The 23669-nt window shown below is 72.0% G+C and carries 19 protein-coding genes; 11 read left to right on the forward strand and 8 right to left on the reverse strand.

The window, feature by feature from the left end:
• Positions 1-161: 161 nt before the first annotated feature.
• From ACNTMW_RS30135 to ACNTMW_RS30160, 6 genes are all read left to right on the forward strand, one after another.
• Entirely contained in the window at positions 162-1475 is a 1314-nt protein-coding gene (locus ACNTMW_RS30135; RefSeq protein WP_426637332.1) for an ammonium transporter, read from the forward strand.
• A 209-nt stretch (positions 1476-1684) separates the two neighbouring features.
• Positions 1685-2974: a hypothetical protein gene (locus ACNTMW_RS30140; RefSeq protein ID WP_426637333.1), complete on the forward strand. Its 1290-nt coding sequence runs from the start codon at positions 1685-1687 to the stop codon at positions 2972-2974.
• Positions 2964-5513 carry a sensor histidine kinase gene (locus ACNTMW_RS30145; RefSeq protein ID WP_426637334.1) on the forward strand — a complete coding sequence of 850 codons (2550 nt, stop codon included), beginning with the start codon at positions 2964-2966 and terminating at the stop codon, positions 5511-5513. The genes ACNTMW_RS30140 and ACNTMW_RS30145 overlap by 11 nt, the downstream gene beginning before the upstream one ends.
• Positions 5514-5539: 26 nt before the next feature.
• Positions 5540-5971, forward strand: coding sequence for a roadblock/LC7 domain-containing protein (locus tag ACNTMW_RS30150; RefSeq protein ID WP_426637335.1), 432 nt, complete (start codon positions 5540-5542; stop codon positions 5969-5971).
• A gap of 5 nt (positions 5972-5976) precedes the next feature.
• On the forward strand, positions 5977-6459 hold the full coding sequence (locus ACNTMW_RS30155) for a DUF742 domain-containing protein (protein WP_426637352.1): 483 nt from the start codon (positions 5977-5979) through the stop codon (positions 6457-6459).
• Positions 6460-6514: 55 nt separating this feature from the next.
• Positions 6515-7135 carry a GTP-binding protein gene (locus ACNTMW_RS30160; RefSeq protein WP_426637354.1) on the forward strand — a complete coding sequence of 207 codons (621 nt, stop codon included), beginning with the start codon at positions 6515-6517 and terminating at the stop codon, positions 7133-7135.
• 20 nt (positions 7136-7155) lie between these two features.
• Here the strand turns inward: ACNTMW_RS30160 and ACNTMW_RS30165 are convergent, their stop codons facing one another.
• Both ACNTMW_RS30165 and ACNTMW_RS30170 read right to left on the reverse strand, forming a co-directional pair.
• A complete protein-coding gene (locus ACNTMW_RS30165; protein WP_426637336.1) occupies positions 7156-8046 on the reverse strand; it encodes an SWIM zinc finger family protein in 891 nt (296 codons plus the stop codon).
• Positions 8043-11222 carry an SNF2-related protein gene (locus ACNTMW_RS30170; protein ID WP_426637337.1) on the reverse strand — a complete coding sequence of 1060 codons (3180 nt, stop codon included), beginning with the start codon at positions 11220-11222 and terminating at the stop codon, positions 8043-8045. The genes ACNTMW_RS30165 and ACNTMW_RS30170 overlap by 4 nt, the downstream gene beginning before the upstream one ends.
• Positions 11223-11367: 145 nt before the next feature.
• Here ACNTMW_RS30170 and ACNTMW_RS30175 point away from each other — a divergent pair, with 145 nt between their 5' ends.
• Positions 11368-11658, forward strand: coding sequence for a hypothetical protein (locus ACNTMW_RS30175; protein WP_426637338.1), 291 nt, complete (start codon positions 11368-11370; stop codon positions 11656-11658).
• A 533-nt stretch (positions 11659-12191) separates the two neighbouring features.
• Positions 12192-13754 carry a glycoside hydrolase family 28 protein gene (locus tag ACNTMW_RS30180; RefSeq protein ID WP_426637339.1) on the forward strand — a complete coding sequence of 521 codons (1563 nt, stop codon included), beginning with the start codon at positions 12192-12194 and terminating at the stop codon, positions 13752-13754.
• 76 nt (positions 13755-13830) lie between these two features.
• Here ACNTMW_RS30180 and ACNTMW_RS30185 read toward each other — a convergent pair whose 3' ends face one another.
• Positions 13831-14541, reverse strand: coding sequence for a hypothetical protein (locus ACNTMW_RS30185; protein WP_426637340.1), 711 nt, complete (start codon positions 14539-14541; stop codon positions 13831-13833).
• A gap of 289 nt (positions 14542-14830) precedes the next feature.
• On the opposite strand from ACNTMW_RS30185, the gene ACNTMW_RS30190 reads away from it, so the two are divergent.
• Complete coding sequence (locus ACNTMW_RS30190; RefSeq protein ID WP_426637341.1) at positions 14831-16066, forward strand: RNA-guided endonuclease InsQ/TnpB family protein; 1236 nt, start codon at positions 14831-14833, stop codon at positions 16064-16066.
• A 517-nt stretch (positions 16067-16583) separates the two neighbouring features.
• Here ACNTMW_RS30190 and ACNTMW_RS30195 read toward each other — a convergent pair.
• From ACNTMW_RS30195 to ACNTMW_RS30205, 3 genes are all read right to left on the reverse strand, one after another.
• Positions 16584-18320: a PQQ-dependent sugar dehydrogenase gene (locus ACNTMW_RS30195; protein WP_426637342.1), complete on the reverse strand. Its 1737-nt coding sequence runs from the start codon at positions 18318-18320 to the stop codon at positions 16584-16586.
• Between the two features lie 509 nt (positions 18321-18829).
• Positions 18830-19741: an NADP-dependent oxidoreductase gene (locus tag ACNTMW_RS30200; protein WP_426637343.1), complete on the reverse strand. Its 912-nt coding sequence runs from the start codon at positions 19739-19741 to the stop codon at positions 18830-18832.
• Positions 19742-19751: 10 nt separating this feature from the next.
• On the reverse strand, positions 19752-20861 hold the full coding sequence (locus ACNTMW_RS30205; RefSeq protein ID WP_426637344.1) for an alkene reductase: 1110 nt from the start codon (positions 20859-20861) through the stop codon (positions 19752-19754).
• Between the two features lie 121 nt (positions 20862-20982).
• Between ACNTMW_RS30205 and ACNTMW_RS30210 the strand changes: the two genes are divergently transcribed.
• Complete coding sequence (locus ACNTMW_RS30210) at positions 20983-21501, forward strand: MarR family winged helix-turn-helix transcriptional regulator (protein ID WP_426637345.1); 519 nt, start codon at positions 20983-20985, stop codon at positions 21499-21501.
• 321 nt (positions 21502-21822) lie between these two features.
• Here ACNTMW_RS30210 and ACNTMW_RS30215 read toward each other — a convergent pair whose 3' ends face one another.
• A complete protein-coding gene (locus ACNTMW_RS30215; RefSeq protein ID WP_426637355.1) occupies positions 21823-22311 on the reverse strand; it encodes a winged helix-turn-helix transcriptional regulator in 489 nt (162 codons plus the stop codon).
• A 211-nt stretch (positions 22312-22522) separates the two neighbouring features.
• Here ACNTMW_RS30215 and ACNTMW_RS30220 point away from each other — a divergent pair, with 211 nt between their 5' ends.
• Positions 22523-23041: a PaaI family thioesterase gene (locus ACNTMW_RS30220; protein ID WP_426637346.1), complete on the forward strand. Its 519-nt coding sequence runs from the start codon at positions 22523-22525 to the stop codon at positions 23039-23041.
• A gap of 191 nt (positions 23042-23232) precedes the next feature.
• Here ACNTMW_RS30220 and ACNTMW_RS30225 read toward each other — a convergent pair whose 3' ends face one another.
• Positions 23233-23490, reverse strand: coding sequence for a hypothetical protein (locus tag ACNTMW_RS30225; protein WP_426637347.1), 258 nt, complete (start codon positions 23488-23490; stop codon positions 23233-23235).
• Positions 23491-23669 lie beyond the last annotated feature (179 nt).

Here is a 23669-nt window from a genome sequence, read left to right on the forward strand (position 1 = left end):
TTCCGGTCGCGGGAGTTGTCGACGCGTGCCTATAGTGGCCGAGGTCACTTGGACCACTGGGAGTGAGCTAGAGACTCCTCGCCGGCCTCCGTCACCGGCGAAGAAGGTCGGGCCACGGCGAAACCCGTCCACAGCTCGCAATGCGCGAGGAGGACGAATACGTGAACCCTGGTCAAGGATCGTGGGATGTCGGCGCAACCGCCTGGGTGCTCGCCTGCACGGCCCTTGTACTGGTGATGACCCCCGCGGTGGCGTTCTTCTACGGCGGCCTCGTACGCCAGAAGAACGTGCTGGGGATGGTCATGCAGAGCTTCGCGACGATCGGCGTCGTCACCCTCATGTGGGCGGCGATCGGCTTCTCGTTCGCGTTCGGCTCCGGCCGCCTGCTCGGCGGTTTCGAGCTGGCCGGGCTCACCGGTACGGACGCACGGCTGCCCGGCTTCGCCCACCTCGCCGTGCCGGTACCGGCGTTCGTCGTCTTCCAGCTCATGATCGCGGTCGTCACGCCCGTCCTGGTCACCGGCGCCACCGCCGAGCGGTGGCGGTTCGAGGCGTACCTGCTGTTCGTCGCGCTGTGGACAGTGCTGGTGTACGCGCCGGTGGCGCACTGGGTGTTCTCCCCGGAGGGCTGGGCGCACCGGCTCGGGGTCCTCGACTTCGCCGGCGGCACGGTCGTCCACGTCAACGCGGGTGCGGCGGCGCTGGCGGCGGTGTGGGTACTGGGGCGCCGCCGGGGCTGGCCGGGCGAGCCGCAGCGGCCGCACAACCTGCCGCTGGTGATGATCGGGGCCGGTCTGCTGTGGTTCGGGTGGTTCGGCCTGACCGGGGGATCGGCGCTGGCCGCCAACGGCGTGGCCGCGACCGCGGTCCTCAACACCCAGCTCGGCGCCGGTGCGGCGCTGCTGGTCTGGATCGCGATCGAACGGGCGCGGTTCGGCAAGGGTACGACGCTCGGCGCGGCCTCCGGCGCGGTCACCGGACTCGTGGCCGTCACCCCGGCCGCCGGGTACGTCACGTCGCTCGGCGCGGTCGTCATCGGCCTGCTCGCCGGTACGGTCTGCCAGCTCGCGATCGGCCTGAAGTCCTGGTTCGGCCTCGACGACTCGCTCGACGTGGTCGCCGTCCACCTCGGCGGCGGCGTGGTCGGGACGCTCGCGGTCGGCCTGTTCGCGACCCGGTCGGTCAACCCCGACGGCGCCGACGGGCTGTTCTACGGCGGCGGGTACCGCCTGGTCGGCGCCCAACTGGTGGCGGTGTGCGCGGTCGTGGCGTACTCGCTGGTCCTCAGCGGCCTGCTGGGCAGCCTGACCAACCGGCTGCTCGGCAACCGGGTCGACCCGCGCGACGAGGCCGTCGGGCTCGACCTGTCGCAGCACGGGGAGTCCGCCTACGAGATCGCTCCACCGAGGGCACGCGCCTGCGCGCCGGTGCCGGTACCCAACGGTCCGGGCGCCGCGCGTACCCGCCGGCGCTGAGCCCCCGGCGCACGTCCATCCGGTGGCCAGGTCGCGGCCTTCCGACCGGGCCACCGGGTCGGTGACGTGAGGGACGCCGGGCAACCCGATCCGCCCGGGACGGGCGACCGACTCGCCCGAGCCGGGCAACCCGACCAAGCCATCCGAGCCGGCCGCGCCGTACGCGCCGCGCCGTGCTCCGCCAGCCGGTCGCAGAAGGGGAAACCGCCATGCCCAACCGCATCAGTGCCGCCGTACCGAGACGATGGGGTTCGCACGTACTGACCCGCCTCGCCGTCGTGGTGACGGCCGGCATGCTGTTCATGTTCGTGATGGCACAGTCGTGGAGCGTCACCAGCAAGGGGCTGTCGGACGTCGAGGCCGAGCGCCACGGTGTGGCGTACCTCCAGCCGCTGGTGCAGCTCATCGGCGAGCTGACCGACGTGCAGTCGACGGCGGTGCGCGGCACGCATCCCGACGCCACCCAGATCGACGCGGCCGTCACCGCCGTCGACGCGGCCGACGACATCCACGGCGACCCACTCGGCAGCCACCGGCGCTGGTCGGAACTGCGGGGCCGGATCGCCACCCTGATGGGCCAGCGCCTCGCCGGCGAGCAGGCGTACGCGGCGTACTCGTCGGTGGTCGCGCTCGCCGTCGACCTGGTCCGCAGGATCGGCGACGCCGCGAAGCTCGTACCAGACCCCCAGCTCGACGTGTACTACCTGGCGGACGCCGCCCTGGTCCGGGTACCCGACGTCATCGTCGGCGCGGGACGCGCCGCCGACCTGGCGGTACTCGCCGAGCGCACGCCCTCGGACGGGGCGCAGACCCGGGTGTCGGTGGCCCGTTACCAGGTCTCGGTCGCCGGCGAAGAGCTGAGCACCAGCCTGCACAGGGCGCTCGACACCCGGTCGGTGGACGGCGCCGCGGCGCAGCTCGGACCCAACCTGGCCGGTCAGCTCGACGCCTTCACCTCCGCGGTGGACGCGTTCGCGCCGCCGGCGATGTGGTTGCAGTCGCTGAGCAAGGTGGACACCCCGACCGTGACCGGCGGCGCCGATCGGGTACGCCAACAGACCCGCCCGCTCGCCGGTGCCGCGCTCGGCGAACTGGACTCGCTGCTGAGCCAGCGCCAGGACCGGCTGTCCACCCGGCAGACCTGGACGATGCTCGGCGCGGTCCTGGCCGTCCTGCTGCTCGGCGCCATCCTGTCGCTGCTGCTGCCGGCCCGGCCGCGCACCTTACCGGGCGACGGCGGGGTGGGGGAGCACGGCCATCCGGTGGCGCTGCGCGGCGTTGACGCCGGGCCGTTCGGTGCGGATTTCCCCGGCGGGAGGTTCCCCGGTTCGGCGCTCGTCGACGCGGAACCCACCGGGGTCGGATATCCGGGCTCGCCGTTCGGCGGTCCCGGCTCCGGGCCGGCCGGGCCGCCCGGCCCGGCCGAGGCCGATGAGCTGCTGCACGTGGGCCGGGCGGTGTGGGGCAGTCGGCGGGAAGGGGTGGGCGATGTTAGGTAGGTTGAGCGTCCAGCAGAAGCTCAGCGTGCTGCTCACGTTGCCGCTCGCCGCGCTCGTGCTGACCGGGGTGCCGTTCGCGGTCGGCCGGCTCGACTCGGTGATCTCCACCGCTGAGACCGTCGCCGCCGCGCACCACGCCCGCGAGGTTGGCGAGCTCATCGAGTGCCTGCAACAGGAGCGGCTGCTCGCGCTCGCCGCGCTGGCCAGCCCCGAGGTCGACGCGAGCGGCTACCTCGCCCTCGGCGCCGACGCCAACGACCAGGCCCAGGAGGTCGCCGAGGACGGTACGCCGGAGGTACGCCGGGCCGTCGGCGAGCTGGTGTCCCTGGACCCGGTCCGGCGCGAGGTCAGCGGCGCGACGGCGACGGCGGCCGTGGTGCAGGACGCCTACCACACCCGCATCCTGGGCCTGATCAACGCGCTGCGGTTGACCCGCCAGCCGCGCGCCGACCTCGCCGGGCTGCGGCAGCTGAGCGCCCTCGACGCGATCTTCCGTGGGAACGAGGAGACCAGCCGGCTCGGGGCGGCGCTGCTGGTGTCGGCCACCGACAAGCGGGGCGCGGCCAGCCTCGTCATCGAGGCCCGGTCCCTGCACGCCACCGACGTCGACCGGTTCCGGCAACAGGCCGAGGCGCCGGCGGTCGCGATGCTGGACGAACTCGAACGCGGGTCCAACGCCCGGCGCCTGGCCGAGCTGGCCGGCCAGGTCGGCGACGGCGGCGGGCTGCGCGGCCCGCTGCCCGAGGCGGTCGCGATCGCCCGGTCCGCCACCGTCCAGGGTTCCGCGCTGCAGGAGCGGGTCGTGCAGGCGACGGTGGTACGGGCCCAGGCGCGCGCCGGATCGGCCCGGTACGCGGCGGTCACGCTGATCGGCCTCGCGGTCGCCCTGCTGGTCTGCGTGATCTGGCTCGGGGTACGGGTCAGCCGCTCGGTGTCGCTGCCGCTGCGCCGGCTCACCTCGGCCGCCCGGACGGTGGCCGACCTGGCCCACGAGGAACTGGTCCGGGTCGCCGACACCGACGCCCAGCACTACCGGCCGCCGAAGCTCAGCACCGTCGACGTCCGTACCGGCGACGAGATCGGCGAGCTGGCCGCCGCGTTCAACCGGGTGCAGACCACCGCGGCCCAGTTGATGGAGCAGCAGGTGGCCGGCCGGCACAACGTGGCCGTGATGTTCGCCAACATCGCCCGCCGTACCCGTGGCCTGGTCGCCCGGCAGCTCGCGTTCATCGACGAGTTCGAGCGCAACGAGCAGGACGAGCGGATGCTCATGAAGCTGTACCGGCTCGACCACCTGACCACCCGGCTGCGCCGCAGCGCCGACAGCCTGCTCGTGGTGTCGGGCATCCGGGAGGACGAGCCGATCTGCGCCGAGGCGTCGCTGCTGGAGGTGGTGCGGTCGGCGATCGCCGAGATCGAGGGGTACCAGGCGGTCCGCGTCGTGGCCGTGTGCGACGTGACGATCCTGCCCCAGCTGGTACCGGACCTCCGGTTGCTCCTGGCGGAGCTGCTGGAGAACGCGACCGCCTTCTCACCGCCCGGCGCGCCGGTCGAGGTGTACGCGCGGTTGGCCGGTACCTGCGAGATCGCGGTGGTCGACCACGGCATCGGGCTGTCGGCCGACCGGCTCGCCGAGGAGAACCGCCGGCTGGTCGAGCGGGAGCGGCTCGACGTCGCGCCGACCAGCATGCTGGGCCTGTTCGTGGTGGGCCGGATCGCCCGCCGCCACGGCCTGCGGGTGCAGCTGCGGCACAGCCCGGGTCAGGGGGTGACGGCCGAGGTCACGGTTCCGGAGTCGCTGTTCACCATGCCCCACGCGGCCGGCCACGGCAGCCGGCGCTACGACCCTCGCACCGACGAGACCCGGGAGCTGGCACAGCTGTCGGGCTGGGGTGCCGGCCAGCCGGACGCCTCCTTCACCTGGTTCGACCACCCCGAGCTGGAGGCCGGACGGTGCCCCGGCGGGATCGTGGACGGCGCGGTGGTGCACGGCACGCTCGTGGACGGCGCGGTGGTACACGGCACGCTCGTGGACGGCGCGGTGGTGCACGGCACGCTCGTGGACGACACCGCACCGGCGGCGTTGCCCCCGGCCGCCGTCGCCGCACCCGTCGCGGCGCCCGAGCCGGCGGCCGTCGCCGCACCCGTCGTGGCGCCCGAGCCTACGCTGACCCGGGGCGGCCTGGTCCGGCGCAAGCCGGGCGGGCACCTGACCGAGTTCGGCGTGGCGCCGACCGCCATCCCCGGCCAGCCCGCCGCCACTGCCGGTCAGCCCACCGCCATTCCAGACCGGCCGGCCACGGCGCCCGACCGGCCGACCGCCACCCCCGACCAGCCGGCCGCACCCCGCGGCGGCGGACTGACGCGCCGGGTACCGGGCACGCACCTGGACCGGTCCCTGCGCGTGAACCACGCGTCACCCGCGACACCCAGCACGCAGACACGTGATCCCGCGGCCGAGCGCGCGGAGCTGGAGAGCTTCGTCGCCGGCGTGGCCCGCGCCACGAGCGTCCCGAGCGACGCACCCGCGAACCAGTGACGCACGAGGGAAATGGAGTGGCGATCATGCAGACGACCCAGAACATCAGTACCGAGGTGCAGCGCTTCAACTGGCTGCTGCGGCGCTTCGCCGCCGGCACCGCCGGGGTGATCGAGGCGATCGCCGTCTCGTCCGACGGTCTGCTCATCGCGATGTCGGCGACCCTGGAGCGGGCCGACGCCGACCGGCTGGCCGCGATCACGTCCGCCATCAACAGCCTCGCCCGGGGTGCCTCCCGCGTGTACGACCTGGGCGGCGCGAACAAGGTCATCATCGACCTCGACCGGGGATACCTGATGGTGTGCACCCTCGGCGTGGGGTCCTCGCTGGGCGTGCTGGCGATGAAGGAGGCCAACCTCGGCGTCCTGGCGTACGAGATGGCGATGTTCGCCAACCGGGCCGGTGACTTCCTCACGCCGCAGCTCGTCGAGGAGCTGAAGATCAGCGTCGGGTCCTGACCGTGATGGACCTGAGCGCGATGACGGGCGACGACGGTCGGTGGCCGCCGGATCCGGGGCTGATCCGGCCGTACATCGACGAGCCCGGCGGGACGACCGGCCCGGCCGCGGGGTACCCGCCGGGGCCGGAGGTGGTACCGCCGCCGCGGGAGGCACCGGGGGTACGCCCCTACCTGCTCACCGGCGGCCGGGTCCGCCCTGCCGACGCCAGCCTGGAGATCGAGGCTCAGGTGAAGACCACCCCGGCCGGCCGGGCCGACGCCGGCCGGCTGACGTTCGAGCACCGCGACATCGTCCTGCTGTGCGAACAGTCGATTGCGATCGCCGAGGTCGCCGCCCGGCTCGGTCTGCACCTGAGCGTGGCCCGGGTGCTGGCCAGCGACCTGATCGAGGCCGGTTACCTGGCCGTACGCCGGCCGGATGCCGGACTGCACCAGAACAAGAAGATCATTGAAAGGGTTATCCGTGGACTCCAAGCCATTCGCTGACATCGGGTACCACCCGGTGGACCCGGTCGCGCAGACACCACCGCCACCACCCACCATGCCCGGGTCGGCCGACCCGGGCACCGACGTGGCCGGGTCGGCCGACCCGAGCCGCCAGCAGCCGCCGCTACCGGTGAAGATCGTCGTTGCCGGCGGGTTCGGCGTCGGCAAGACCACGACCGTGTCGGTCATCTCGGAGATCCCGCTGTTGAGCACCGAGGCGGCGATGACCGAGGTCGCCGCGGAGATCGACCGCACCGGGCACGTACCGGAGAAGACGACCACGACGGTGGCGCTCGACTTCGGCTGCATCACCATCGACGAGGAGATCAAGCTGTACCTGTTCGGCACCCCCGGCCAGGACCGCTTCGGCTTCATGTGGCACGACCTGACGGAGGGCGCGCTCGGCGCGCTGGTCATCGTGGACACCCGCCGGCTGGAGGACTGCTACGCGGCCGTCGACTACTTCGAGCACCACGACATCCCGTTCGTGGTGGCCGCCAACCGGTTCCACGGCGAGCTGGAGCACCACCTCGAGGACGTGCGGTGGGCCCTCGCCGTGTCCGACGAAACGCCGCTGATCAGCTTCGACGCCCGGCAGCGCCGCTCGGTGCGGGACGCGCTGCTGTCGGTCCTGCACATGAGCCTGGCGAAGGCGGAGTACGAGAGCCGCTCCTAGCTCGTGGACACGTGGCGGCCCTATGGCGCCGATGAGCGTCCAAGATCGCGGTAGTGGGCGCGCAGCGCCTCGGCCAGCTCGGCGCCGCCGAGCTCCGGCCCCGGTACCGGGAGCTGCCGCAGCAGCAGGTCGGGCTCGACGTCAAGGGTCGGTGGCCGCTGCGGCAGGGGTACCGGCGAGACCCAGAACCGGTCGAGTGTCTGTGCCAGCGGCGGCGTGCCGAGGTCGGCGAGGGCCGTGGCCGCCCCGACCGGGACGGCCGGCGACGCGGCCGGGGCCGGCCCGGCCGCCGCGTCGGTGCCGCCGCGCAGCGCCCGCAGCCGGGCCAGCAGGGTGTCCCGGTCCCGGCCGCGCCAGTACAGGATCTGGAACGGGTCGGTGTCGAACGCCTCGGCCAGCAGGTAGAACGTGGCGGCCAGGTGCTTGCAGGGCACGCTCCAGTCCGGGCAGGAGCACGCCAGCCGCAGGTCCTTCATCGACTCCGGGAACAGCGGCGCGCCGGCCTCGGCGAACACGTCCTCGATCTCGGGCGGCATCTCGCCGGCGAGCAGTTGGGCGCCGAACAGCGCCTGCGCGGCGAGGGCCTCCTCCACCCGGGACCAGACCGGCTCCGGAAACGGTTGCAGGCCGACGGTCACCGCGTACGGGTCGGGCCGCGAGCCCTGCACCGAGGCGGTCACCGTACCGGGGGCGACGGTCAGCGACAGCACCTGCCCGGCCCGGGCGTACGCGCGACCCCGGGTGAGCCGGGTACCCAGCGCGAACGACTCCAGGACGGCGATGAACCGCCGCGACCACCAGGACTCGCCGATGGCGCCGCGGGCACTGCGGGCCTTGATGCCGCCGGAGACCCGGCGCGGCCGGGCGAAGTCCCGGAAGCCGCCGGAGCCGGGGGAGTTGCCGACGCTCATTCCACCACCGCCCCGGCTTCCAACGCGAACAGGTCCCGTAGCTCCGATGTGGACAGCTCGGTGAGCCACTGCTCGCCGGTACCGACGATGCGCGCGGCCAGGCCCCGCTTGTCCCGGATCATCTCGGAGATCTTCTCTTCCACGGTGCCGGCGCAGACGAACTTGCGGACCTGTACCGCGCGCCGCTGCCCGATGCGGAACGCCCGGTCGGTGGCCTGGTCCTCCACGGCCGGGTTCCACCACCGGTCGACGTGGACGACGTGGTTGGCGGCGGTGAGGGTCAGGCCGGTACCGCCGGCCTTCAGCGAGAGCACGAACAGCGACGGGCCGCCGGGGGACTGGAACCGCGCGACCAGGTCGTCGCGGGCGGCCTTGCCGATGCCGCCGTGCAGGTACGCCACCTCGCGGGAGAACCGGGCCGACAGGTGCGCGCGCAGCATCCCGCCGAACTCGGCGTACTGGGTGAACAGCAGCGCCTTCTCACCGGCGGCCAGGACCTCGTCGAGGATCTCCTCCAGCCGCGCCAGCTTGCCCGACCGGCCGGTTAGCCGGGTACCGTCGCGCAGGAACTGGGCCGGGTGGTTGCACACCTGTTTGAGCTTGGTCATGGTGGCCAGCACGAGGCCACGGCGCTCCATCCCGTCGCTCGACTCGATCCTGGTCAGCATGTCGTCGACGACCGCCTGGTAGAGGCTCGCCTGCTCGGCGGTCAGGTTGCAGAGCACCTCCATCTCCAGCTTCTCCGGCAGGTCGCTGATGATGGTCTTGTCGGTCTTGATCCGGCGCAGGATGAACGGCCCGGTCAGCCGGCGCAGCCGGTCGGCGACCTGCGTGTCGCCGTGCCGCTCGACCGGCTCGGCGTAACTCTTCTTGAACGACGCGGCGGGGCCGAGCAGGCCCGGGTTGGCGAACTCCAGCAACGACCACAGGTCGGCGAGCCGGTTCTCCACCGGCGTCCCGGTGACCGCGATGCGGTGCCGGGCGGGCAGCGAGCGGGCGGCGACGGCCTGCCGGGTGGCGGCGTTCTTGATCGCCTGTGCCTCGTCGACGACGAGCCGGTGCCAGGTGATCTCGGCGAGCGCGGCGGCGTCCCGGGCGGCCAGCGAGTACGTCGTGATCACCAGGTCGGCGTCGCGCACCGCCCGCGCCAGCTCCTCACCGCGCAGCCGCTCGGCGCCGTGATGCACGTGTACCCGCAGGTCGGGTGTGAACGTCGCGGCCTCCCGCTGCCAGTTACCGACCAGCGACATCGGGCAGACCAGCAGCGTCGGGCCGGCGTCGGCTGCGTCGGCGGCCATCAGGGCCAGCAGTTGGACCGTCTTGCCCAGGCCCATGTCGTCGGCGAGGATCCCGCCGAGGCCCAGGGACTGCAGGAACGCCAGCCACGCGACGCCCCGCTCCTGGTACGGGCGCAAGCGCCCGGCGAAGCCGGCCGGTGCCGGTGCCGGCGCGAGGCACCGGTCGGCCTGCCCGGACAGCAGCTCGGCGAGCCAGCCGTCGGCCGTGACGCCGGTGACCGGCAGTCCGCCGGGAGCCGTGTCGGGTGACGCCGCGATGCGCAGCAACTCGATCACGCCGGCCTGCGCCGGGCCGCCCGCGCGCAGCAGCTTCACGCCGTTGGCCAGGCGCTTGGGGTCCACCTGTACCCACTGGCCGCGCAGCCGGACCAGGGGCGCGTTGAGCGTGGTGAGCGCCTCCAGTTCGTCGGGGGTGAGCGGGTCGTCGCCGAGGGCCAGCTCCCAGCGGTACTCGACGATCGCGTCCTGCCCGAGCGCGCTCTTCGCGGCGACCGTGCCCGGCGCGGTCGGTGAGTGGGCGGCCAGCCGTACCCCCAGGCGCGCCGACGGCCGGCCCCACCACGACGGCAGCAGCACCCCGAACCCGGCGGCGGCGAGCATGGGCGCGCCCTCGGTGAGGAACGCGTGCGCGCCGCCGGCATCGAGGGTCAGCGCCGACGGGCACGCCTCGCGCAGCGCCTCCCGCAGGGGCGGGTGCAGCCGGCTGGCCCGGCCCAGCTCGGCCAGCAGGGTCTCCTGCGGCGACTCGATGTGCCGGGAGAGCGCCTGGAGCGTGCTCCCGGCGCGCCACACCCGGTCCGCGTCCACGACCAGGCTCGGCTGGTCGGTGGCCTGGAGTGCGAACTGGAGCCGCCATGACCCGCCGGCTTCCGGTGCCTCCGGTGTACCCGGTGTACCCGGTGTCTCCGGTGTACCCGGTGTCTCCGGTGTACCCGGTGCCTCCGGTTCGACGAGGCGGAAGCAGGCCCGTACCGGCCCGCCGACCGCGTCGCGCTGCCACTCGGCCAGCTCTCCGGCGAGCCGCGCCACCTCCGCCGGGTCCGCCTCGAACCGGCGCTCCCGCCCGGTCAGGGCCCGCCGCCAGGCGTCGGCGGCCGCGCGTGGTCGCCCGCCGGTGATCGGGTACCCGTCGAGCGCCGTGCGCGCGACCGCGTCGACGAACGCATCGAGCAGGTCGGCCAGCTGGCTCCCGCCGTCCCGGCCCTCCTCGGGTCCGCCGGCTCCGGCACCGGCCGTACCGCCGGAGGATGCCTGTGTCGCTTCGGCGCGGCCGGCCGGTGGGAGGGCGAGGGCCAGCGCCCGCGCCCACTCGGCGTCGGCGCCGGCGAGGACCGGCCGCCACGCCGCGACCGGGCCGGGCTGCACGGTCGGCAGCAGCCGACCGCGGGCGACCAGGTCGCGGGCGAAGTCGAGGACCGCGCCCAGGTGCCGGACGGTCGCGCCACGGACCGGTTCCGGTGCGGTGTCCGGGGAGCCGAGCGCGGACAGGACGGCGATGGCGTCGTCGGGCTCGTACTCCAGCGTCGGCACCAGCCACCCGCGGAGGGTGACCGGTCCGGTCGGGGTCGCGGCCAGGTCGTCGCGGACCAGCTCCGGCGACGCCAGGGGAAGCCCGCGAGCGGTGGGCAGCAGGAGCGGGACGGCCCCGGTGAGCGCCTTGACGAGCGGACCGCCGGTCGTGCTGCCGGGCTCCATCGCGGAGCTGGCCGGCGCTGGCCCGGCGACCGCCCCGGCGAGCGCGTCGTGCGTCGCGGCGAACGGATGCGGCTGGGGCCGCCGCGGGCGACCCCGCCGGGAGGCGGGCACCGGCAGCGCCGGATCCTCGGCCCAGAGCGCGAGCCGGCCGGTGGACAGCCAGAGCGCATGCACCACCAGCACCGAAGCCACCCCCTGAGCAGACGCGCACAAGCATAGGGCGGGCCCCGCCGGGGTGGGTGTAGCGCGGCGGGTCACGGTGAGCCGGTGTGGCCCGGAAGTCAGGACGTATGCAGTTAGGGCCGCCGGTGGTGGGCACTAATGCCTCATGGCACGGTTCTCGGTCGCGGCATCGGGTGAGTGGATCGACGACGACGGCGTACGCCAACCCGCGGGGGAGGTGCACGGCTGGGTGCCGGGAACCAACCAGACGGTCTGCGGACTGGCCCTGAGCAGGTCGCGGCTGCGCCGGTTCGCCCACGTACCGTGGGAGTACTCGACGACCGACGTGCTGACCGAGGCCGACCGGGTGGGCCGGATCTGCCCGCGCTGCGCGGCGGCGGCCGGCAAGGCGCGTCCGGACCGCCGGTCCTGGACCCGCGTCGACCCCCGACCGTGACCGGGCCCGCCCGCTCGGGGGACAGCCAGCGCTCCGGGATGCCTCGCATCCGACCCACCGGCCGGGCCTATCGGTCCGCGGTTCACGGCACGCCGGCCCGGGTGGCCCGGATATAGATCGGATGGCTCGGCCGAATCGCCTGCCAATCCGACCGAGGCGTTGTTTGACGTGCATCAATCAGTGTCTCGGGAACTCTCCTGCTGAGGGCGCACACTGGCGGCGGTCAACCTGCTTTCAGTCATCCAGAATTGTAGATGGATCGTTCTTGACTCATCGGATCTGTCGCTCCTAGCCTGAGCGGGCCGGGATCGATTGAAAACGTTTGCAGGAGCGTCCTCCCGAGCTTCACCGACCCGGCCCGGTGAAGTCCGAGCGCGCCGGCAGCGGCGAGGTCGGGCGCCCTGACGGCCCCATTTCTGTCAGCGGGCCACGTCTTCGGTGCGGTGCCGTCCGCGGCGGTGCGGCCCGGTGGCGATGCGCCCTGAGGAGGCGCGGCGGTGCGGAGCACGTCGCCGCGCGGAGGGAGAGATCAGGTGACCAGAGGAGTCTGGAGCGGATCGACGGCATCCGGCAGGGGTGCGGTACTGACGGCCGCGGCGTTGTCGACCACGGTGGCGGCGGCGACCGTCGCGGTCGTGGCGGTGACCGGCGGGGTGGCCTCGGCGACCACCGGGCAGGCGTCGGCCGTGGCCGGAGCCGCGCCGGCGGTGGGTGTCGCGGCGACGTACAACATCCGCAGTTACGGCGCCAAGGGTGACGGCAACGCCAACGAGGCGTCCGCGTTCGAGAAGGCGATCACCGCGGCCAACGCCGCCGGTGGCGGGATCGTGCAGGTGCCCAGTGGTACGTACAAGGTGGCCTCCACCGTGCATCTGCGCAGCAACGTCACGATCCAACTGGACAGCGGCGCGACGGTTCGGGGCGCTGGTTCAGGTTATGACGCGCCGGAGAGCAACCCGAACGACAACTACCAGGACTACGGCCACAGCCACTTCCACAACGCGATGTTCTACGGCGACCGGCTCAGCAACATCGGCTTCACCGGGTCGGGCACGATCGACGGCGGCGGCAACCTCATCACCGGGAACCCCAAGTCCGGTCAGGCCGACAAGATCATCTCACTGACCCGGTGCAAGGGGCTGACGCTCAATGGCATCACGCTCCGCCGTGGCGGCCACTTCGCGGCGCTGATCAACGGTTGCGACAACGTACGCTCCGACCGCCTGACCATCCGCACCGCCGACGACCGCGACGGCTGGAACATCATCAGCACCACCAACGTCACCATCACAGGCGCCGACATCGCGGCCAACGATGACGCCCTGGTGTTCAAGAGCGACTACGCCCTCGGCCAGAAGCTGCCCAACGGCCACGTCACGGTGACCAACTCCAAGCTGTCGGCCGGCTGCTGCAACGCGCTCATGTTCGGCTCGGAGACCTGCGGTGACTTCACCGACTACGACTTCTCCGCCATCACCATCACCGGCGCCGGCAAGTCCGGCCTCGGCCTGGTGTCGATGGACGGGGCCAAGATCTCCAACGTCCGCTACCGCGACATCACGATGTCCGGAACCGAGTCGCCGATCATGCTCAAGGTGGGTACCCGCAAGCGGTGCGGCAACAATCCGGGGGTCGGCGACATCAGCGACATCCACTTCACCAACATCACGGGTACGGACGCGGGCAAGTACAGCCCGACGATCTGGGGCCAGTCCGGCCACGAGGTCCGCAACGTCACCTTCGACAACGTCAAGCTGAACGTGCCGGGTGGGAACGGCACGATGGACCCGACGAAGGTGCCCAGCGACAACGGTGACTACAACCCGCGCAGCATCGGTACCCGGCCGGCGTACGGCTGGTACCTGCACCACGTCAACGGCCTGCGGTTCACCAACAGTTCGGTGAGCTTCAGCGACAACGACAAGCGGCCGGCCGTCATCGCCAACGCCGGGGCGGACATCACGTTCGACCGGTTCAGCGCGGAGCGCGGCAGCGGTTCCCCGTTCGACCTGGGGTTCCAGAACATCAACGGGTACTGCGTGACCGGCAGTGGCAGCCCGAGGGTGAGCGCGTCGGGCTCGTCGAAGAGCTGCTAGCCCCCACGGGCCTCGGCTTTCCCGCATGATCCTGGAGAGTTCGCGGGCTTCACCCCCGCGAACTCTCCAGGATTCATCAGGATTCCGCGGCGAGCGCGCGGAGGAGCCAGGTCAGCCGCAGTTCACGCGCTGTGGCGAGCGCCGACTCCAGCAGGACCTCCCGCTCCGGCCCGTCGGCGAGCTCGCTGGCGAGGGCCCGCTGAGCCGCGGCGACCTGCGGAAGTGCCCCGAGCGACGCGCGCAGGTGCAGCGAGCGGCGCAGCAGGACGACGCCGGCCTCGCGGTCACCCTCCTGGAGCAGATGTGCGCCCTGGTGGCGGGACGTGTAGGAGGCGAGCAGGCGGTCGCCTTCGGCGCGGGCGACGGCATCGGCCCGGGCGTACCGCTCGGCGGCGGCCTCCCGGTCGCCCTCGATGTTGTCGGCGAACACCCCGAGCCAGAACGTGGCCCACCCGTACAGGCGCGGGTCCAGGGCGGAACGGGCGAGGTCACCGGCGGGATCGGGCTCCGGCGCGGCCCGTACCGGGATGGTGTCCGCCGGGAAGAGCAGTTTCCAGTACCCGAGCTGACCGCGCAGCAGGGCCGCGAGTGACACGTACCCGGCACGACCGGCCGCGTCGATCGCCGCCTCGGCGTCGGCGCAGCCCTCGAGCTGCCACAGGTACCGGTCGACGAGGATCTCGGCGCGCAGGTGCGCGGCGTCGGCGGGGACGACCGCCAGCGCGAGGTCCCACTGACCGGCGCGGCGTAGGTGTCGCGCCACCGCGGCGTCCATGGGTCCTGGCACGGCACGTCCAATCGAGGTCGGCTTCGCGCTATCCAATCACGGCAAGCGGCACGCGATCGGGCAGGCGGCACGCGATCAGGGAACGGCAGGCCGGACGAACCGGCGGCTGGGTGCGCGATATTCGGGTGCGGTGATGCGGCGGTACCGGCTACCGAAATCGTCCGCAGTGCTCCGGTCTTCAGGCCGGGGGTGAAGCGGACCCTCCCGGGTAGCGGGTCGGGGCAGGCCGGTCGGCCGTCACGGCGGATGGGCGTCCGGGTTTGTCGGACGGGGCGGATATGGTGCGGTCGTGCGGCTGCGGTACAACTTCCGCGTCTATCCGACGCCCCGCCAGTGCCAGGCGCTGGCGCGGGCGTTCGGGTGCGCGCGGGTGGTGTTCAACGACGGGCTGCGCGCACGGCAGCAGGCCCGCGAGGCCGGGTTGCCGTACCTGTCGGACGCCGAGCTGTCCAGGCGGGTGATCACGCAGGCCAAAAAGACGCCGGAGCGGGCCTGGCTGGGTGAGGTGTCGGCGGTGGTGTTGCAGCAGGCCCTGGCCGACCTCAACACCGCCTACCGAAACTTCTTCGCCTCCCTGTCGGGCAGGCGCAAGGGCCGCCGGGTCGCGCCGCCGCGGTTGCGGTCGCGCAAGGACAACCGGCAGGCGATCCGGTTCACCAAGAACAGTAGGTTCGCGGTGCGCGGCAACGACCGGCTGCGCCTGCCGAAGATCGGCAACCTGCGGGTGGTGTGGTCACGCGACCTGCCGGCCGACCCGTCGTCGGTGACGATCATCAAGGACGCGGCCGGTCGGTACTTCGCGTCGTTCGTCGTGACCACCACCGACGCGCCGCTTCCCGAGCTGGACACCGAGGTGGGTATCGACCTGGGGCTGACGCACTTCGCGGTGCTGTCGGACGGTACGAAGGTCGCCGCGCCGAGGTTTTTGCGCCGCGCCGCCCGTAAGCTGCGCCGGTTGCAGAAGTCCCTGTGCCGCAAGCAGCGGGGCAGCAACAACCGCGCCAAGGCCGTCGTGACGGTCGCCCGCGCGCACGCGACGGTGGCCGACAGCCGGCGGGACTGGCAGCACAAGCTGTCCACGGCGATCATCCGCGACAACCAAGCGGTGTACGTCGAGGACCTGTGCGTGGCCGGTCTGGGCCGCACGAGGCTGGCCAGGTCCGTCCACGACGCCGGCTGGGCCTCCTTCGTCGCCATGCTGGAGTACAAGGCCGCCCGGTACGGGCGGACCTTCGCCAAGATCGACCGGTTCGCGCCCACGTCGCAGACGTGTTCGGCGTGCGGCCGGGTCGACGGACCGAAGCCGCTGAACGTCCGCGTCTGGACCTGCCCATGCGGCAGCACCCACGACCGGGACGTCAACGCGGCGCGCAACGTGCTCGCCCAGGGACGCGGGGAGAGCCTAAACGCCTGTGGAGCGCGGGTAGGACCGGCACCCGTGCCGGCACCGCGCCGGGAAGCAGGAATCCACTCGGGCGCCACGCGCTGTTCCGCGCGCGGCGCGGAGAGAATCCCCGTCCGTTAGGGCGGGGAGAACGTCAACGTTCCGGACATGATCCTCTGAGGATGTTCGCGCGCCTGGTTCTCGGGTGCTTGTCGCGCTCGCGACTGTCGATGCCCGTCGCCCGGGTCTGCTTCGCCGCAGCCTTCCTCGATGCAGCGAACGGTCTTCTCCGGTGCGATCGCCGGCCTTTGCCCGCCGTGGCGACCGGCTCTTCCATGCTCTCGTTCGCTGGCACCCTGTCCGAAAGGGGACACCGCCATGCCTGACAACCACGATTCACCGCAGTCCCAGCAGGTCGACCCACCCAACCGGGCCGCCCGTCGCGGCCGGGCCGAGGACGCCTCGGCGGCGCGCACGCCGGGCAGGGTCCATGGCGTCGGGCGACGCAACCCGGTCCAGGGGCGGCGCCAATGGTCGGCCCGGCGGGGCGGCTGAAGACCGGCGGTGGATACCGGTGACCGGTGGCCGGATAGCGGTGACCGGTGGCCGGTGACCGGTGGTGTCCGGGAAGTTGACTTCCCGGACATCACCGGTCGGCTCAGCCGCCGAGGTCGACGTGGAAGATCTTCGTGTTGCTGTTGTTGGCGGTGCTGTCCTTGTCGCCGTTGCTCGTGGTCATCCACATCCCGCCGTCCGGAGCGGGTTCCACCGTGCGGATACGGCCGTAGGTGCCCTGGAAGTACGCGGTCAGGTTGGTGAGGCTGCTGCCGTTGATGACCAGCCGGTTGAGCCGCTCGCCGCGCTGGCAGGCGACGTACAGGGCGTTGCGGATGATGGTGATGCCACTGCACGACCCCTGCGCCACCGGGTAGGTGCGCTTCGGGGCGATGAGGCCGGAGCCGTCACAGCTGCCCGAGGTGCCCTCACACTGCGGCCAGCCGTAGTTGCCGCCCTTGGTGATCAGGTTGGTCTCATCCATGATGCTGTTGCCGAACTCCTGCTCCCATAGCCGGCCCTGGGAGTCGAAGGCCAGTCCCTGCGGATTGCGGTGGCCGTAGCTCCATACCGCGTTCCCGAACGGGTTGTCGCTCGGGATGCTGCCGTCGGGGTTGATGCGCAGGATCTTGCCGTTGAGGCTCTTCTTGTCCTGAGCGTTGGCCCCGTTCTGGCCGTCGCCGGCGGTGGCGAACAGGTGCTTGCCGTCGGGGGAGAACCGCAGCCGGCCGCCATCGTGGTACTTGTTGCGCAGGATCCCGCTCAGCAGCACCTGCTCGGTGCTGGTGACAAGCTTGTTGTTCTCGAACGTGATCCGCACGATCCGGTTGTCCGACGGCGACGTGTGCATGATGTACAGCCAGTGGTCGCTGGCGAAGCTCTTCGGGTTGATCTCCAGGCCCAGCAGGCCGCCCTCGCCGCCGGTGCCCTGCACGTTGGGTACCGTGCCGATGGTGGTCTTCGCGCCGGTCGCCGGGTTCAGGTGGATGATGTCGTGCGCGTCGCGCCGGGTGTACAGCACCGTGCGGTCGGGCAGGGTCACCAGGCCCCACGGGATGTCGGTGTCGGAGGTGACCGTGGTGACGCCGCAGACCGGGTTGGTGCACCCGGCGCCGGTCTTCACCGAGATCTCGTTGCTGTGCGCCGAGACGTTGGCCTGGGCGTCCCGCGCCACGACGTAGTACCGGTAGGTCCGGCTCGCGGCCAGGCCCGAGTCGGTGAACGAGGTGCCGGGCGGGGTGCCCGCGGTGCCGGAGACCGTCCCGGCCAGGGCGCCGTCGCGGTAGACGTCGTACGCGGTGACGCCGACGTTGTCGGTGGACGCGCTCCAGGTCAGGCGGACGCTGGTACCCGAGGCGGTGCCGGCCAGCGTGGGCGGCGCGGTGGGCGGCTGCGAATCGTTCTGGCACGGCGGCGGGGTGATGTTCACCGTCTTGCTCGCCTGGGAGACGTTGCCGGCGGCGTCCCGGGCGTTGACGTACAGCCCCCAGGCGACCGAGGGGACGACGGTCAGCGTGGTCGACAGCGTGCTGCCGCCGACCGACGTGATGAGCTGGCCGTCGTGGTACACGTCGTACGCGGTGACGCCGACGTTGTCGGTGGACGCGTTCCACGCGAAGGTGACCGAGTTGCAGGTCAGATTGCTGGTTCTCGGATTGCCCGGCACGCTCGGCGGCGTGGTGTCCGCGGCCGGTGCGACGGTCGTACCGGCCGCGGTGCCGGTCGCCGGTGCGGTTGCCGCGTACGCCGCCGGGCTGCCGGCCGCGGCGACGGTGGCCGCGGTCGCGGCGAGTACGGCGGCGTACCCGACGCCTGCCGGGCCTCTTCTCCGGAGTGTCATTCGCTCCTCCACACATCTGCAAACCTTTGCGCAGGTGTACCGCGAATGATTGATTAAGTTCAATGCGTTGGCCCGGGTTCGCCGGTCGGCGATCGGCGCGACGGTCGGGGTGACCGCGAATGTCCTGGTTATCCGTCTGCCGTCGGGCGGTCGGGCATGCTGGTTGTGGAAAGGTTTTCCGTATTACGGCAAAATTTTCCGTATTGCGGCAGGGGAGGACACGCCGCTCATCCGCCGAGCTTCCCCGCGGTACCCATGCCGGATCCGGATGCACCGAGCTGCGCTCGCGACCGTCCCGCTCGCGTGAGTCCGGATGCGTCGCTTCCCCGCGCTTGGGCTGCTCTATGTGGTCATGTCCCGCTTCACGCTGGTCGAGCACTACCAGTGCCGAGTACCGGCAGGCCGAGCGACAGCGGTACCCGCTTTCGTGTAGTGGCCGCAGGACCGGTCGTCCTGGCCGGAGGTGGGCCAGGACGACCGGTCCTGCCGGGTCGGACGTTGGCCTGCGATCAGGGGACGAGGACCACCTTGCCGCCGGCGTGGCCGCTGTCGCTGAGCCGCTGCGCCTCGGCGGCCTGGAAGAACGGGTAGACCGCGGCGACGTTGGTGCTTACGTCACCCCGCAGCAAGCGGTCGGCGAAGGTGGCGAGATCGTCGGCGGAGCGCTCATCTGGGCCGGTGGCGAAGGTGACGCCGAGGTGGTAGGCGTCGGGGTCGGCGAGGGTGATGACGCGGTGGGTGCCGCCGCGTAGCTCGATCGAGTCGGGGAGGGCGCCCTTGCCGGCGGCGTCGAGCACCGCGTCGACGCCGTTCGGGGCGAGGGCGCGTACCCGGTCGGCCAGGCCCGGGCCGTACCCGGTTGGGACGGCGCCGAGGGCGCGTACCCCATCCTGGTTCTTCTCGCTCGCGGTGCCGATCACGGTTGCGCCGCGGGCGACCGCGACCTGCACGGCAACCTGGCCCACCGCACCGCTCGCGCCGTGCACGAGCAGGGTCTCCCCGGCCGCGACCTTGAGCTGGTTGAGGACGCGGACGGTGGTCTCGACCGCCACCGGCAGGGTCACCGCAGCCGGGAAGTCCAGGCCCTCGGGGAGCCGGGCGTAGGTGGTGGCGAGGGTGTACTCGGCGTACGAGCCGGTCGGCGGGTCGGCCCAGCCGAAGACGCGGTCGCCGACGCCGACGCCGGTCACCCCGTCGCCGAGCGCGTCCACCACCCCGGCCAGTTCGATGCCGAGGACGGCGGGCAGCGGGGTCGGGAAGAGCGCCTTCATCGCGCCGCTGCGGATCTTGCCGTCGAGGGGGTTGACCCCGGCGGCGCGGACCCGGACCCGAATCTGCCCCGGCCCGGGCGCGGGGAGCGGCACCTCCGTGACGTGTAGCACCTCGGGGCCGCCGAACGTGTCGAACGTGATGGCCTTCATCGCTGTCTCCCTATTTCTCGGCGAGCGTGGAGTAGTCGGCGAGCGTGGAGTAGCCGGTGAGCGTGGGGTAGTCGGTGTAGCCGCGGTGGTCGCCGCCGTAGGCCTTGCGGTAGTCCGGGACGTTGAAGGGGCCGCCGACCCGCAGCCGGTCGGGTAGGTCCGGGTTGGCCAGGAAGAGAGCGCCGAAGGAGACCAGGTCGGCGTCTCCGGTGTCGACGAACTTCAGTGCCTCCGGCCCGGTGTAGGCGCCCGGGGTGTACGGGTTGAGGATCAGCGGGCCGTTCCACCGCTCGCGTAGCCGGCCGGTGAACTCCGTGTCCGGCCCCTCGGCCACGTGCAGGTAGGCGAGGCCGAGCGGGTTGAGCGCGTCGAGCAGCGCCAGGTAGGTCTTCCGGTGCCCGTCCTCGACAATGTCGTTGTAGGGGTTGGCCGGGGAGATGCGCAGACCGACCCGGTCGGCGCCGATCGCGCCGGCGACGGCCCGGGCGACCTCTACGGTGAACCGGATGCGTCCGGCAACGCTGCCGCCCCACTCGTCGTCGCGCTGGTTGGCGTTGGTGGAGAGGAACTGGTGCAGCAGGTACCCGTTGGCACCGTGCAGTTCGACCCCGTCGAAGCCAGCCGCGATGGCGTTGCGGGCCGCCGAGGCGAAGTCGTCGATGGTCTGCGCGATACCGGTATGGTCCAGCGGCCGCGGGGTGACGAACTCCTCCTGGCCTTGCGGTGTGAACACGGTGCCGGCCGCCTTCACCGGCGACGGGCCGACCGGCGTCAGTTCCTGCTCGTAGAGGCTGGGGTGGCCGATCCGGCCGGTGTGCATGAGCTGCGCGAAAATCAGCCCGCCCCGCTCGTGTACGGCGGCGGTCACCGGACGCCACGCCGCGACCTGCTCGGCGGTGTGCAGCCCCGGGGTGTCCGGGTAGCCCTGCCCGACCACCGACGGCTGGATGCCCTCGGTGATGATCAGCCCCGCGCCGGCGCGCTGGCCGTAGTAGGCGGCCATCGGCTCGGTCGGGCTGGCTCCGCGCCCGTATGCCCGACTGCGGGTCATGGGGGCCATGACCACCCGGCTGCGGGTCGTGTGGCGGCCGATGGTGACCGGTTCGAATGCTCTAGACATGTCCGAACTCCCGTCCATCCGAATTAGCTGTCCTGGACAGGTAAATGCTCCGGCACCTGCAAGTGTTTCTGCAAGCCCAGTGACGAGTCGCACACCTGACCCGGACAGGTAATCTGGTGACATGAGTGCAGAGGATGTGCCGATCGAGCGGCGGCGGCCCGGCGCCGCGGCGGGCGGTCCGATCAGCCACGCGATCTTCCGGCTGGCCCGGACCCACAAGATGCTCGCCGGCCAACTGCTGCGCGAGGTCGGTCTCCACCCCGGACAGGAACTGCTCATGATGCGACTGTGGGAGTCAGGGCCGCAGCGCCAGATCGACCTCGCCGCCGAGTTCGACACCGACTCGGCCAGCATGACCCGCACCGTGCAGCGTCTCGAACGGGCCGGCTATGTGCGCCGCGTCCCGGACCCCGACGACGGCCGGGCCACGCGCGTCGAACCCACCCCGGCCAGCCTCGTCCTCCGCAAGCAGATCGAGCGCATCTGGGACGACCTCGAACGCCGCACGATCGGTGAAATGGCCCCGGACGAACAGCGCGAAGCGCTCCGCGTGCTGCACCGACTGGAGGACAACCTCACGGCGCACGAGCCGGACCACACGGCGCACGACCCGGACCAAGAGCGCAGCGCCGGCCGCTAGCCACCCCGTACCCTTCCGGGTACACGCGCCCGTGGCGTTTCGGCGGTCGGCGCTGAGAGGCGCACGTCAACACCTGAGCCGCTCGGCCGCCTACGTCGACGACGACCGCAATACCCTCAACTCGGCAAGGGAGGCCGGCTCGCGCGCGCCGGCTCGCGGTCATCGGCTCTGTCGCACCGGCTCTGTCGCACCGGCTCAGGCGCGCCGGCTCTGTCGCACCGGCTCGCGGTCATCGGCTCTGTCGCACCGGCTCTGTCGCGCCGGCTCAGGCGCGCCGGCTCTGTCGCACCGGCTCGCGGTCATCGGCTCTGTCGCACCGGCTCAGGCGCGCCGGTGGGCGCCCGGTCCGGGGCGCGGTACGACGTCGCGGGGCGAGGCGACCTCGTGGCCGGCCGCGCAGTGCAGCGGCGTACGCACCTCCGCGCCGCAGTCGCGGTGAACCAGTTCGATCGGGGATCCTTCCGGGTCGGCGAGGTACCGGTCACCCCACGCCAGGACGGCGGTGAGCACGGGGTACAGGTCGAATCCCTTGTCGGTCAGGCGGTACTCGGTGCGCGTACGGGAGCCCTGCTCGCGGTACGGCTGCCGGCGCAGGATGCCCTCGGTGACGAGTCGGTCGAGGCGGTTGGCGAGCACCTGGCGCGGGATGCCGGTACGGACGCGCATCTGGTCGAAGCGTCGCAGCCCGGAGAAGGCCTCACGCAGCACGACGAACGTCCACTTGTCGCCGATGATCGCCATTGCCCGGGCGACCGTGCAGTTGTCGACCGACCACAGCAGGGCGGCCGGCTCCGCAGCGGTGGACGCCATGGCGACGGCCGGCTCGGTGGCAGCGACAGGCTCGGTGACGCTGGCGGGCTCGGTGACGCTGGCGGGCTCGGTGACGCTGGCGGGCTCGGTGACGCTGGCGGGCTCGGTGGCAGCGACAGGCTCGGTGACGCTGGCGGGCGGAGTGGGATGTTCCACACGCCCAGGCTAGGTCTCGTTGACAGACTCAGCAAGGCGGTGCCAGGCTGCGTCCATGACCGAGACTCAGGATGCCGTCAGGACCCGTACGTACACCTGGGAGGACCCCGGCATCAGCGCCGCCGCCATGGCGGACCGCAGCGGGCTGGAGATCCTCCAGGCCATCGGGACCGGGGACCTTCCGCAACCGCCCGTGATGCGCACGCTCGGCATGAGCGGCGCGGAGGTGGAGGAGGGGCGCATCGTCTTCCGGTTGGAGCCGCAGGAGTTCCACTACAACCCGCTGGGCACCATGCACGGCGGAGTGCTGGCGACCCTGCTGGACTCCGCCGCCGCGTGCGCGGTGCAGTCGACCCTGCCGGCCGGCGTCGGGTACACCTCGCTCGACCTGACCACGAAGTTCCTGCGGCCGGTCACGGTCCACTCGGGACTGCTGCGCTGCGAGGGCGTGGTGCTGTCGCGCGGCAAGCGGACCGCCTTGGCGCAGGCGCAGGTGTTCGACGGCGCCGACCGGCTCGTCGCCCACGCGACGTCGTCCTGCATGATCTTCCCGCTGCGGCCGACCGCGGCCTAGCTCCCCAACCGCCTGGATCCACACAACGTCCGGAAGGCCTAGATCCACACAACTTCCGGGAAGTTGTTGCCTCCGACCCGTGCTGATACCACAACTACTCGGAAGTTGTGACGATCATGGCGGCGGCGGCGACGGCGGCACCGCCGGCACCGCCAGGCGATGGCTGGAGGGCGAGTGCCTTCCAGCCATCGCTATCTTCGGGAGGAGTTCAGCCGTACGGCAGCTGCCGCACGGTCGTACGACCAGATGCCCCGCCCGTGCGTCGCCGCGCGCAGCGTCACGCCGAGCGGGCCGGCCTTGACCTGCATCGTCGCCATGGTGGGCAGGCTGCTGCCGGGTACCGTCCGGTCGGCATGGCCGGGAGCCCGGTAGAAGACCCCGAGATCGGCGCCGAGGACGAGGCCGCCACCCCAGATGATCTCCACCGAGTCGGCCGGGATCCACGTCACCGACGTTTCCTGGCGGTCGTCTCAGAAAGCTGGAGCAGTTTGTGGAAGACCTTGAGCTGATTTCAACCTCGCTGGCGTGGTCCCCACCAGGGCAGGATGGGTGGCAGGTCGGTGAGGAGCCGGGCTGGCCGTTTGGGCTCGGGCGATTCGCCGTCGTCGCCGTCCCAGCGGCGTCCGTA

This window comes from Planosporangium spinosum, from assembly GCF_049999945.1.
Classification (GTDB): Bacteria; Actinomycetota; Actinomycetes; order Mycobacteriales; family Micromonosporaceae; genus Planosporangium; species Planosporangium spinosum.